A 12,444-nucleotide genomic window follows, 5' to 3' on the forward strand; every position below is an offset into this window, starting at 1 on the left:
CCGTCCAGCTACCACGCTGGATTCACAAGATGAATCCCTCACGGGATTTGTGCAACAGAGCCCCTCTGCGGTGATGCTCAAGCGCGACAAGCTTGCCGAACTGGCCGACGCCGGGCTGAACCATGTCCAGATCAGCTTCCAGGGGCTCCGAACCCGGCGTGGCCGACCGCGTCGGCGGCTACCGCAACGGCCATGCCCGAAAGCTGGAGGTGGCGGGCTGGACCCGCGCGCTCGACCTGCCGCTGACGGTCAACGCCGTGATGCACCGCCAGAACCTGCACCAGCTGCCCGACATGATCGAGATGGCGCTGGACCTTGGCGCCGCGCGGATCGAGGTTGCCAATGTCCAGTATTACGGCTGGGCGCTGAAGAACCGCCACGCCCTGATCCCGACCCGCGAACAGGTCGAAGACTGCAACCGCATCGTCGAGGAGGCCCGCGCCCGCCTGCACGGCGTGCTGGAAATCGACTATGTGATCCCCGACTACTACGCCCTGCGCCCCAAGCAGTGCATGGGCGGCTGGGGGCGGCAGTTCTTCAACATCTCGCCCGCGGGCAAGGTGCTGCCCTGCCACGCCGCCGAAAGCATCACCGGGATGGAATTCGAGTCCGTCCGCAGCAACCGCTCGATCCGCTGGATCTGGGACCACTCGGCCGCCTTCAACGCCTATCGCGGCACCGGCTGGATGCCCGAACCGTGCCGCAGTTGCGACTACCGCGAGGTCGATTTCGGCGGCTGCCGCTGCCAGGCCTTCGCGCTGACCGGCAACGCGGGCAACACCGACCCGGCCTGCGCCCTGTCACCGCACCATGCCACGATCTTCGATCTGGGCGAAACCGAGGCGACGGGCGACCGCAACGCCTTTCTCTACCGCAACTTTTCCGGCGGGTCGGCAGAGCAGGCGTGAACGACGGCCTCCATCTGGATGTGGGTGACGGCCATGCCATCCGGGTCTTGCCCTTTGGCAACCCGGCGGGCGTGCCGGTCGTCTGCCTGCACGGCGGGCCGGGCAGCGGCTGTTCGCCCGAAATGCAGAGCCTGTTCGATGCGGCGCGGCACCGGGTGGTATTCATCGACCAGCGCGGCGCGGGGCAAAGCCTGCCCGCCCGGTCGCGCCATGCCAACACCACGGCGCATCTGATCGCCGACATGGAACGGGTGCGCGCGCATCTTGGCATCGACCGCTGGCTGGTGGTCGGCGGGTCATGGGGGGTGACGCTGGCGCTGGCCTATGCCCAGACCCACCCTTCGCGCGTCACCGGCCTTGCCCTGCGCGCCACCTTCCTCGGCACCCGCGCCGAGCTTGACTGGGCCTTCCGCGCAGCACTTGCCGCCTTTCAGCCCGCGCTGCACGACGCGCTGTTCGCCCTTGTGGCCCCCGCCGACCGGCACGACCCGCTGCGCGCGGTCTGGCGCCTGATCCTGCACCCCGACCCGGCCGTGCACGCCCCGGCGGTGCGCGCCTTCTACCGGGCCGAACGCGCCCTGTCGCAGCTTGGCACCCCTGCCCCCTTGCCCGACGAAGCCCCGCTGCCCGCCACACCCTTCATGGAGGCGCATTATTTCCTGAACGACTGCTTTCTGCCCCCCGACTCCCTGCTGGCCGGGGCCGACCGTCTGGCGGGCGTTCCGGGCATCATGGTGCAGGCCCGGCTTGACCTGCTCTGCCCGCCGCGGATGTCGCACCGCCTTGCGCCCATTGGCCGCAATCGCAGGTCCGGCTCGTCGAGGCGGCGGGCCATGCCCTGAGCCACCCGCCGGTGTTCGCCGCCCTGCGGCATGCGGTGGCCGATCTGACGGCCTGATCCCTCACTCCTGCAGGAACTGCCGGGTGCGCGACAGGCGGCTCTTGATCGTGCCGACCGCCACGCCCATCCGTTCCGCGATCTCTTTCTGGCTCAGTCCGTCGATCACGCTCAGCCGCAGCACCGCCCGGTCGCAGGGCCGCACCTGGCCCAGCTTGCCGACAATCTCGATCAGTTCCATGTGATCGTCCTGCCGCGCCGCATGGCTGGCGGTCGCATGGGCCTCGGTCAGCGATTCATGCGGGCCGCGGCGCTGACGCTGGCGGTGGCTGTCGATCATGATGTTGCGCAGGATCGTGAACAGCCAGCGCCGCAACTGGGTGCCGCTTTCATACTGGCTGCGCCGCGTCAGGGCCCGCACCAGACAGTCCTGCACCAGATCGTCGGCATCATGCAGGCTCCCGGTCAGCGACAGCGCATAGCGACGCAGATGGGGCATCTCGGCCTCCAGAAGCACGCCGAATGGCAGGTTGAACCGCCCCGGGTTTACCGGAGGGCAAAACTCTCGGAGAATTGCCCGTTATGGAACAGACCTCAAAGAAGAAGACCTCGAAGCCGTATTCACCTGAGTTCCGCGAGCGTGCGGTGCGGCTGGCGATGGAACACCGCGATGATTATCAGAGCGAGGCTGCGGCGCTGACGGCGATTGCAGGTAAATTGGGCTGTTCGACGGACAGCCTTCGCGTCTGGATGCGACAGGTCCAGCGCGATGGTGGCGAACGGCCGGGACCTACCAGCGCTGAGATCGCGCGGATCAAAGAGCTTGAGCGCGAGAACCGGGAACTGCGGCAAGCGAACGAGATTCTGCGCAAAGCTTCAGCGTATTTTGCCCAGGCGGAGCTCGACCGCCCGTTTCGCAAATGACTGCTTTCATTGAGGAAAGCCGAGAGGCATTCGGGGTCGAGCCGATCTGCAGGGCACTGCAGTTTGCCCCTTCCACCTTTTATGACCGGCGGGCGATCATGCGTGATCCTGACCGGGCCTCGGCCCGGGCCAAATCGGATGCCGCCCTGAGCCTCAAGATCGACGCGGCCTGGGATGCCAACCGCAAGCTCTATGGCGCGCGGAAGATCTGGCATGTTTTGCGACGGCAGGGTGAAGACGCCGCCCGCTGCACCGTGGAACGATTGATGCGCCATCTGGGCATCAGGGGCGTGGTCCGTGGCAAGAAGGTCATCACGACCAATCCTGACACGTCTCTGCCTTGCCCGGACGACAAGGTGAACCGGCTGTTCATGGCGGATCGGCCGAACAAGCTGTGGGTTTCAGATTTCACCTATGTGCCCACATGGTCCGGCACCGTCTACGTGGCCTTCGTCATCGACGTCTTTGCACGTCGTATTGTCGGTTGGCGCGTCTCGACATCGATGAAGACCCAGTTTGTGCTCGACGCGCTGGAGCAAGCGATCTGGCAAAGAAAGACGCCGGATAACAAGAGCTTGGTCCACCATTCGGACCGCGGATCACAATACCTGTCGATCAAATACACCGAACGCCTGGCCAAGGCCGAGATCGACCTTTCCGTTGGAACAGTTGGCGATGCCTATGACAACGCCTTGGCTGAATGCGTCATCGGCCTGTTCAAGACAGAGGTCATCAACCAGATCGGCCCCTGGAAATCAATGCGCGAGGTCGAATGGGAAACGCTGAAATGGATCGATTGGTATAACAACCGCCGCCTGCTTGGCCCAATCGGATACATCCCACCCGCAGAAGCAGAGGAGGCGTTCTATGCAAACCTGAACTCACTCGATATGGTCGCGTAGTCATTGAACAAACCACCCTCCGGTAAACCCGGGGCGGTTCAGGTCGCCGGGGCCCGCAAGGTCGGTGGCGCAGGCCGCCGGAGGGGATGTGGATGTGTTCTGCATACCCACACAGATAGCAGACCAACGATGCAGAAATCAGAAATAATCATTTGTTCTCAATAAGTTGATCTTGCTAATTCCGATATTCCCGGCAATGCGCGCAGATGCTGCATTATAGTATAATTGGTCATGGCTGCCGGTCTGCCGCGCGATCCCACATCATTTCGGATGCCACTCGGAACCCTCGTGCGCAGGCGACGTTGCTGTGACATGACATCAGGAAATGGCGGACCAGCAGATTTCCCCAAGCCGGCAGCGCATCGATTGACGCGCGGGGCAGAGCGACGGACGGCGAAACAGATCATGCGGCCGCAGTGCATCGCGGTCGATGCCGCCGAGGAGGCCGGCGACGCCGTGCAACTGGCCGAGGCGGGCGGCAACGATGGCACCGCGCACCTGATCGTGATGGTCGAAAGCCATCAGGTCATGGGCTACATCGAAAGCGCGACCCTGACCGGATTTTTCGCCCAGGCGCCTTTTCTGCGGCACGAACTGATCGGCAATCTTGCCAGAACCGACTGGGTGGTCTCGACCCCGAACCAGCGCGTCGAAATCCTGCGGCGCAGGCTCGACGACCGCAAGGCGAAGGTTGCGCTGGTGGAGGACAGGTCGGGGCGGGTCTGCGGCTTCATCCGGCGCGAAGACCTCTGACGGCCGGGCCGCGGCGGGCGCGCCGCGTGCATCCACCGGTTGCTACGCCCGTGGAAGAATGCCAATAAGATTGCTGAAAGATCCCGGCCGCGCCGCAAGGCGGCTTCCCATGCCGGGCAGAGAATACCAGAGATGTCCGATGAACGTCCGAAACGGGCTGAACGGCTGCAACTCATGCTGACGCTTGCCGAGATCGAAAAGGTGGACACCTGGCGATTTGAACGCCACATGCCCAGCCGGTCGGCGGCCGTGCGTGCGCTTATGAAGCTTGGCTTCGGGGCCGACACGTCCGAACAATCGGCGCCGGTCGGCACGGTGATCGGCGTCAACTCACGCGATGTCGGCGTGATCGTCACCGACGCGCGGGTGGACGAGGTGCTGGAAGGGCGTCGCTGTGGCCGCAAGATCATCATCGCTTCGGTCGACCCGATCCTCGGGCACGCGCTGAAAAGCCTGGTGCGCGACGCGGGGTTCGAGCCGGGCGGCCCGTTTGCCGATGCCGAAAAGCTCCGCGCCGCGCTGAACCATGCCGAAGCGGCGGCGGTGGTGTTTCATGTCGATCCGGCGGACCCCGGTTCGGTCGCGCTGTGCCGGGCGGTGCCGGGCGGATTCGTGACGGTGTTGTGCATGGACGAGGCGCAGACGGCGGACCAGATCGGGGATCTGCGCGCCTCTGTCCGGCTGGTCGGGATTCTTGGCGCCCCTGCGGCGCTTCAGGCGGCGCTGCTGGAAGCGGGCAGCGGCACGCCGGACACCCCCGGCTGAACCGCAGCCCGAACTGAGGGACCGCCCCGGCCCGGGCGGAAAACCGTGGCTGCGGGCATTTTCACGCGTGAAAATCGGCACATGCCACTGATAAATAACGATATTTCTCAAAGCGTCAAGGATCTGTTCACGCTTTTTCCCACCGCTGCCGGAACGGAGACGACCCGCCCCGGCAGCGGCCCTGGATCACAGGATGAAGTCGCCCGCCACCAGTTGATCGACGCCCAGAACCCGGATTTCCAGATCGGCCACCCCGTCGCCCGTGGTGTCGGCGCGCACCAGACGGTCCGCGCCGGTGTCGATGCTCCACACCTTGAAGCTGCCCGCCTTCGTGCCGAAGCTGAGATCGGCGTCGATGCGGGAAAGGTCGAGCAGGTCGATGCCGCTGATGAAATTGACCACGGTATCGCGCTGGCCGACCGGGCTGTCCGACACGGCGGTGAACACGAAAGTGTCGCGCTGACGGTCCGCGCCGCCGTCAAGCCGGCCGGCGCCGCTGCCGCCCACAAGGCGGTCGCGGCCGGTGCCGCCGTCAAGGACATCGTTGCCGCTACCGCCCAGCAGCGTGTCGTTGCCGGCATCGCCTTGCAGGGTATCGCGGCCCTGATCGCCCGACAGCCAGTCGTCGCCGCCCCGGCCGCTGAGCCGGTCGTTCCCGGCAAAGCCCTGCATCTGGTCGGCCTGTTCCGACAGCACGAAGGTGTCGGCCCCGCTGAAGGCCGACCGGAGCAGCGCCAGATCGTCGGCCGCCGAGGCGCTGGCGACGGCGGAAATCACTGCGGTCGCGGACAGGGCGATGCCGTCGATCGCGATCACATCCTTGTAGATGCGGTTTGCGTCGTCGATCAACTGGATGGCGTTGACCGTCCCGCCGGTGACGACACCACGCGAAAAGCCGATGTCGTCGCCGGCGAAGGTGATGAACGTGTCGAAATCGACACCATAGCCGAACTGGTCGGGATAGGAGGTCCACTGGGTCTGCTGGTTGTTGGCCGGATAATAGTCGAGGCTTTCAACCAGCTGGTTCCAGTTGACTGAATCAAGGCGGAAGGCTCTGGTGGCGGTAATGGTGGCCATGGCATCTCTCTGCTGCGCGGAAGGATTTTCCGGATAGCAGGATACGGGGAAATTGCAACATCAGGTAAAGATGGCAATTATTTTCCGCCGGACGGGTTTGTTCTGCAACAGGGGGCCTGCAACGGGCCTGCAACGGGGGGCCTGCAACGGGGGGCCTGCAACGGGGGGCCTGCAACGGGGGGCCTGCAACGGGGGGCCTGCAACGGGGGGCCTGCCAATGGGCGCGGCCGCCCGCAGGCCGGGGCGAACGGCGGCGGACCGGCCCCGCCGCGCCCCGAGGGGTGCGGGAGAGGCCGGGCCGTCGTTTCAGATCACGGGCACATGCAAGACCGGCGGTCCGCCCGGTCTTACAGCCATTCCCAGGGCCGGGTGAATTCGCCCAGCAGGCGCTCGACCGCGGCCTCGTCCACCCCCGGCGTGCGGTTCAGGCGGGCGACCAGACCGCGCTTCTTGTCCTCGACCACTTCGGCCACCGTGACGCCGAACCCGGCGTCGGCCAGTGCGGCGTCATAGACGCGCTTGATGGCGCGCCGCCGCAGGTCGGGCTTGAACACCTTGCCGACGGCGGTTTTCGGCAACTCGTCGAGTATCTCGACATGCTTGGGCACCGCCGCGCGTTCCGAGATATGGGCCCGGGCATATTCCATCAGTTCGGCCGGGGTGACGGTGGCGCCCTTGACCAGTTCGACATAGGCGCAGGGCAGTTCGCCCGCGAAGGCGTCGGGCTGGCCGATGGCGCCGACGAAGGCCACCGCCTCGTGGCCCATCAGCGCCTCCTCGATCTCGGCGGGGTCGATGTTGTGGCCGCCGCGGATGATCAGATCCTTGGCGCGCCCGGTGATGTAAAGGTAGCCGTCGGCGTCGATCCGGCCCAGATCGCCGGTGCGAAGAAAGCGGTCCTCGGCAAACAGGCCGTGGTTCTTGTCAACCTCGGTATAGGTCGAGCCTTCGAACACCCCCGGGTTGGCAACGCAGATCTCGCCCACCTCATCGACCGCACATTCCTTCACCGCGCCGTCGCCGTTGGAATGCAGGATGCGGACATGGGTATGGGGGAAGGGAATGCCGACCGAGCCGATCTTCTTGACCCCCTCGGGCGGGTTGCACGACACGAGGCAGGTGCATTCGGTCAGCCCGTAGCCTTCGATGATCGAGACGCCGGTTGCCTTCTGGAAGCGGTTGAACAACTCGATCGGCAGCGGGGCCGAGCCGGAAAACGCGCCGCGCAGCGTGCTGACATCGGCATTGACCGGGCGCTGCATCAGGGCGGCAAGGGCGGTCGGCACCGTGATCACATAGGTCGCCTTCCAGCGTTCGATCAGCTTCCAGAAATTGTCGAACACGCCTTCGCCGCGATAGCCCGCCGGGGTTGGAAAGACCACATGCGCGCCCGAGGCGATCATCGACATCAGCGCGGGATAGGCGGCGAAGACATGGAACAGCGGCAAGGGGCACAGCACCACGTCGTTCTCGCGGAACAGCAGCCGGTGGCCAAGCCAGCCGTTGTAGATCATTCCCGACGCCTTGTGCTGCGCCACCTTGGGCATCCCGGTGGTGCCGCCGGTGTGGAAGAAGGCCGCGACCCGGTCTTTCCGCGTGTCGACGAAGCTGAGCCGGTCGCCGGAATGGCCGGCGCATTCGGCGTTGAAATTGCGGACGTTGGCGGTGTGTTCGACCGGGTTCTTCGGGCGGACCAGCGGCACGATCCAGCTTTTCGGCGGGGAAAGGTAGCGGTTGAGGTCAACCTCCAGCACGGTCTTGACGGTGGGCGCAAAGCGCACCGCCTCGGCCACCTTCTGCGCCACCTCGGTCTTGGGGAAGGACCGCAGGGTGACCACGACGCGGGCCTTGGTCTCGCGCAGGATCGCCGCGATCTGTTCGGGTTCCAGCAGCGGGTTGATCGGGTTCACGATGCCCGCCACCGCGCCGCCCAGCAGCGTGACCGCGGTTTCAAGGCAGTTCGGCAGCACATAGGCCACCACGTCGCCCTCGCCGATGCCGAGGCTGCGGAACAGGTTCGCGGCCTGGGTCACGCGGTGGTGCAGTTCGCCCCAGGTCAGCGTCTCGGCCTTGTCCTGCGGGCCGGAGGTGAGCTGGAAACTGATCGCCGGGCGCGCGCCGTGGGCGTCGCGGGTGCGGCTGAGGAATTCATACATCGTCCGGGGGTTATCCCGGTCTTCCCATGCGCTTTCGGCCTCGATGGCGCGCACGTCCGCGATGGACGCGAAACTTCCCATGGTCTCTCCTCCCCTGGCCTTCCCCCTTTGGCGGGGGTTCGTCATTCTTGAGTTTAGGATGGGGGGTTTTCGCCCGTGTCGCAAGGCAAACCGTGGAAGAAAAACGCAACGTCAGGCGGGTTTGCCGGAAAGGCCGGGGTCAGATCTGCCCGTCGGTGAACTGCAGCCGCGCCAGACGGGCGTAAAGCCCGTTCTCGGCCACCAGCCCGTCATGCGTGCCCTGCGCCACGATGCGGCCCTGGTCGAACACCACGATGCGGTCGGCCTTCTTGACCGTGGCGAGCCGGTGCGCCACCACAAGCGTTGTGCGGCCAGCCGACAGCCGTTCGACGGCCAATTGCACCGCGCGTTCGCTTTCGGCATCGAGCGCGGATGTCGCCTCATCGAGCAACAGCACCCGGGCATCGCGCAGGATGGCGCGGGCAATGGCGATGCGCTGTTTCTGGCCGCCCGACAGCATCACGCCGCGTTCGCCCACGAAGGTGTCATAGCCCTGCGGCAGCGCCATCAGGAAATCATGCGCCGCAGCGGCGGCCGCAGCCGCCTCGACCTCGGCATCCGAGGCTTCGGGGCGGCCGAAGCGGATGTTCTCGCGTGCCGAGGTGGCGAAGATCACGGGGTCTTGCGGCACCAGCGCCATGGCGCGGCGGAAGTCGTGGCGGGCCATGTCGCGCAGGTCGATGCCGTCAAGCTTTACCGAGCCCTGCTGCGGGTCGTAGAAGCGTTGCAGCAGTTGCAGGATGGTGGTCTTGCCCGCGCCGGAGGGGCCGACCAGCGCCACGGTTTCGCCCGGCGTCACGCGCAGATCGACGCCTGCCAGCGCCGAAACCTCGGGCCGGGCGGGGTAGCGGAAGCGCACGTCCTCGAACACGATCTCGCCGCGCACCGGGCGGGGCAGCGGTTTCGGCTTGGCCGGGTCCTGCACCGGATCGACCGCCTGCAAGAGTTCGACCAGCCGTTCGGTCGCCCCCGCCGCGCGCTGCAACTCGCCCCAGATTTCCGACAGCGCGCCGACCGCGCCCGCCACCATCACGGCATAGATCAGGAACTGCACCAGCTCGCCCGGGGTCATGACCCCGGCCCGCACGTCGCGCGCACCGATCCACAGCACGCCGACGATGCCGGTGAAGACAAGGAAGATCACGATCACCGTCATCACCGCCCGCGTCCCGACGCGGGTCTTGGCCGAGCGGTAGGATTTCTCGGTCAGATCGCCGAAGGTGCCGCGGGTCTTTATCTCGTGGGTGAAGGATTGCACCGCCTGCACCGAGAGCAATGCCTCGGAGGCGTTGCCCGACGAGGCGGCGATCCAGTCCTGGTTCTCGCGGCTGAGCGTGCGCAGCCGCCGCCCCAGCACGATGATCGGCACCACCACCGAGGGCACGATCAGCAGCACCAGCCCGGTCAGCTTGCCGCTGGTCAGGAACAGGAACACCAGCCCGCCCACCAGAATCAGCGCGTTGCGCAGCGCGATCGACACCGACGAGCCGATCACCGACAGGATCAGCGTGGTGTCGGTGGTCAGGCGGCTGAGCACCTCGCCGGTCATGATGCGCTCGAAGAAGGCGGGGCTCATGCCCATCACCCGGTCGAACAGCGCGCGGCGGATGTCGGCCACCACCCGTTCGCCCAGAATGGTTACAAGGTAGTAGCGCAGCCCGGTGCCCAGCGCCAAGGCGGCGGCGATCACCAGGGCTGCGGCGAAATACTGGTCAAGCAGCGCAGCATTGTCGTCGACAAAGCCGTCGACCACCCGGCGCACCGCCAGCGGCAGGATCAGGCTGACCCCCGCCGTCAGGATCAGCGCGGCGATGGCCGCCAGCGTGTTGATGCGGTAGGGGGCCAGAAACGGCGCCAATCCGCGCAAGGACCCGACGCGCTTCGATACCGCGCGTTCCTCCTGCATATCCTTGCCTCTGGCCATCAAACCCGTCCGTTCTGTTGCCGGTCGGGTTTAGGCCCTGATCCTGCGCCCGGCAAGCGCCGCTTTGGGGCCAGCCTGCCGGTTTGACCTGAAAATCGCGTGAAGCGCCCCTTTTCCCGGCCCACGCCCTGTGCCACCTTCGCCGCGCAGGAGGACCGATGACCCGTTTCACCACCCCCGATGGCGCAAGCCTTGCCTACAGCGACGAAGGCGCGGGCCTGCCGGTGCTGTGCCTTGCCGGGCTGACCCGGACGATGGCCGATTTCGACTATCTGGTGCCGCATCTGCCGCCCTGCCGACTGATCCGGATGGACTATCGCGGGCGCGGCGCGTCGGACTGGACGGGCGCCGCCACCTATACCGTGCCGCAGGAGGCGCGCGACGCGCTGGCGCTGCTGGATCATCTGGGGGTGGAAAGGGCGGCCGTCATCGGCACCTCGCGCGGCGGGCTGGTCGGGATGCTGCTGGCGGCGGTGGCGAAACCCCGGCTGGCTGGGCTGTGCCTGAACGATGTCGGCCCGGTGATCCACCCGCCGGGGCTGGCGCGGATCTTCGACTATGTCGGGCGCAACCCGGCTGCCCGCACGCATCAGGCGCTGGCCGCCACCCTGCCCGACAAGATGCCGGGCTTTGCCCGCGTGCCCGAAAGCCGCTGGCTGGAGGAGGCGCGCAGGCATTACGCCCAGACCGGCGCGGGCCTGCGCATCACCTATGACCCGGAATTGCGGCAGGCGTTCCATGCCGCCTTCGACGGCCCGACACCCGACCTGTGGCCGCTGTTCGACGCCTGCGCCGGGCTGCCGCTGGCGCTGATACGGGGCGCGAACTCCGACCTGCTGTCGGCCGAGGTGGCCGGGGAAATGCGCCGCCGCCGCCCCGACATGATCTTTGCCGATGTGCCCGACCGCGCGCACATTCCGTTTCTGGACGAACCCGAAAGCGTCGCGGTGATCCGCGCCTTCCTGAAAGCCTGCACATGACCGATATCGCGATGATCGACGCCGCCGCCGCCAGGATCGGCGGCAACGCCCGGCGCACGCCCCTGCTGTCCTCGCCGTTTCTCGACGAGATTGCGGGGCGGCGGCTGCTGGTGAAGGCCGAGTGCCTGCAGCATACCGGGTCGTTCAAGCTGCGCGGCGGCTGGTCGGCGGTATCGGCACTGCCGCCCGGGGTGCGGGCGCGCGGGGTGCTGGCCTATTCGTCGGGCAACCATGCGCAGGGCGTGGCGCTGGCCGCCGCCCGTCATGGCGCGCCCTGCGTGATCCTGATGCCCGCCGACGCGCCGCGCCTGAAGATCACGAACACCCGCGCCCTGGGGGCCGAGGTCGTGCTTTACGACCGCGCGACCGAGGACCGCGACGCCATCGGGGCCGCGCTGGCCACATCGCGCGGCCTGCACCTGATCAAGCCGTTCGACGATCCGCAGGTGATCGCCGGGCAGGGCACATGCGGGCTGGAGATTGCCGCGCAGGCCGCCGAAGAGGGCGTCACGCAAGCCGACGTGCTGGTGTGCTGCGGCGGCGGCGGGCTGACCTCGGGCATTGCGCTGGCGCTGGAGGCCCGCGCGCCCGGCCTGCGCGCCCGCCCGGCCGAACCTGCCGGTTTCGACGACACCGCCCGCAGCCTTGCCGCGGGGCATGTGCTGCGCAACGCCGCGCTGTCGGGGTCGGTCTGCGATGCCATCGTGACGCCGGAACCGGGGCAGATCGCCTTTCCGATCCTGAAGCGGCTTTGCGGCCCCGGTCTGGTGGTAAGCGACGACGAGGCGCTGCAGGCGATGGTGCTGGCCTTCCTGCGGCTGAAGCTGGTGCTGGAACCGGGCGGTGCGGTGGCGCTGGCCGCCGCCCTGTTCCGCCCCGGCCTGATCGCGGGCGATGCGGTGATTGCGGTGGCAACCGGGGGGAACGTCGATGCGGCGGTGTTCGCCGATGCGCTGCGGCGGTTCGGGTGATGTCATTCTTCAACATCAGTGGTACTTTCCGGAAGCGTGAACCTTCTGAAGAGTCCCTCGCAAGACTTTGCACAAAAGCCGTTTATACCGGATTCCAGCCTCATTGCCCCATGCACTGAACGAGCATACTGCCGCGATGCCTGCCCATTCTTAGCTTCCCCAACC

11 protein-coding genes and 1 other annotated feature are annotated in these 12,444 nt (G+C 66.7%); of the genes, 7 read left to right on the top strand and 4 right to left on the bottom strand.

What is annotated here, in order from left to right:
- The first annotated feature begins 122 nt into the window (after window positions 1-122).
- On the top strand, window positions 123-908 hold the full coding sequence (gene pqqE / locus RNZ50_17590; protein MDT8856809.1) for a pyrroloquinoline quinone biosynthesis protein PqqE: 786 nt from the start codon (window positions 123-125) through the stop codon (window positions 906-908).
- Window positions 905-1,750 carry an alpha/beta fold hydrolase gene (locus RNZ50_17595; GenBank protein ID MDT8856810.1) on the top strand — a complete coding sequence of 282 codons (846 nt, stop codon included), beginning with the start codon at window positions 905-907 and terminating at the stop codon, window positions 1,748-1,750. Before pqqE ends, RNZ50_17595 begins: the two co-directional genes overlap by 4 nt.
- A gap of 60 nt (window positions 1,751-1,810) precedes the next feature.
- On the opposite strand, the gene RNZ50_17600 is transcribed toward RNZ50_17595, so the two are convergent.
- Entirely contained in the window at window positions 1,811-2,263 is a 453-nt protein-coding gene (locus RNZ50_17600) for an RNA polymerase sigma factor (GenBank protein ID MDT8856811.1), read from the bottom strand.
- 65 nt (window positions 2,264-2,328) lie between these two features.
- On the opposite strand from RNZ50_17600, the gene RNZ50_17605 reads away from it, so the two are divergent.
- The 3 genes from RNZ50_17605 to RNZ50_17615 all read left to right on the top strand — a co-directional run bounded on the left by RNZ50_17605 (window position 2,329) and on the right by RNZ50_17615 (window position 5,090).
- Window positions 2,329-3,572 (top strand): IS3 family transposase gene (locus RNZ50_17605; protein ID MDT8856812.1). Its coding sequence is split into 2 segments (ribosomal slippage): window positions 2,329-2,632 and window positions 2,632-3,572, totalling 1,245 coding nucleotides; the frame shifts between segments, so codons are not numbered across the junction.
- Window positions 2,625-2,741, top strand: a sequence feature (AL1L pseudoknot). Its footprint overlaps the gene before it by 117 nt.
- Before the next feature lie 405 nt (window positions 3,573-3,977).
- Entirely contained in the window at window positions 3,978-4,325 is a 348-nt protein-coding gene (locus RNZ50_17610; GenBank protein ID MDT8856813.1) for a hypothetical protein, read from the top strand.
- Window positions 4,326-4,457: 132 nt separating this feature from the next.
- Entirely contained in the window at window positions 4,458-5,090 is a 633-nt protein-coding gene (locus RNZ50_17615) for a hypothetical protein (protein MDT8856814.1), read from the top strand.
- Between the two features lie 186 nt (window positions 5,091-5,276).
- Here the strand turns inward: RNZ50_17615 and RNZ50_17620 are convergent, their stop codons facing one another.
- From RNZ50_17620 to RNZ50_17630, 3 genes are all read right to left on the bottom strand, one after another.
- Window positions 5,277-6,167 (bottom strand): calcium-binding protein, encoded by an 891-nt coding sequence (locus tag RNZ50_17620; protein ID MDT8856815.1) that lies wholly within the window; start codon window positions 6,165-6,167, stop codon window positions 5,277-5,279.
- A gap of 347 nt (window positions 6,168-6,514) precedes the next feature.
- Entirely contained in the window at window positions 6,515-8,404 is a 1,890-nt protein-coding gene (locus RNZ50_17625; protein ID MDT8856816.1) for an acyl-CoA synthetase, read from the bottom strand.
- Between the two features lie 139 nt (window positions 8,405-8,543).
- A complete protein-coding gene (locus RNZ50_17630; GenBank protein MDT8856817.1) occupies window positions 8,544-10,328 on the bottom strand; it encodes an ABC transporter transmembrane domain-containing protein in 1,785 nt (594 codons plus the stop codon).
- A 158-nt stretch (window positions 10,329-10,486) separates the two neighbouring features.
- On the opposite strand from RNZ50_17630, the gene RNZ50_17635 reads away from it, so the two are divergent.
- Together RNZ50_17635 and RNZ50_17640 are read left to right on the top strand one after the other, a co-directional pair.
- On the top strand, window positions 10,487-11,308 hold the full coding sequence (locus tag RNZ50_17635) for an alpha/beta hydrolase (GenBank protein ID MDT8856818.1): 822 nt from the start codon (window positions 10,487-10,489) through the stop codon (window positions 11,306-11,308).
- Window positions 11,305-12,279, top strand: a complete 975-nt coding sequence (locus RNZ50_17640; protein MDT8856819.1) for a threonine/serine dehydratase — start codon at window positions 11,305-11,307, stop codon at window positions 12,277-12,279. The genes RNZ50_17635 and RNZ50_17640 overlap by 4 nt, the downstream gene beginning before the upstream one ends.
- Window positions 12,280-12,444 lie beyond the last annotated feature (165 nt).

The sequence above is a fragment of the Paracoccaceae bacterium Fryx2 genome (genome assembly GCA_032334235.1).
Lineage (GTDB): Bacteria > Pseudomonadota > Alphaproteobacteria > Rhodobacterales > Rhodobacteraceae > JAVSGI01.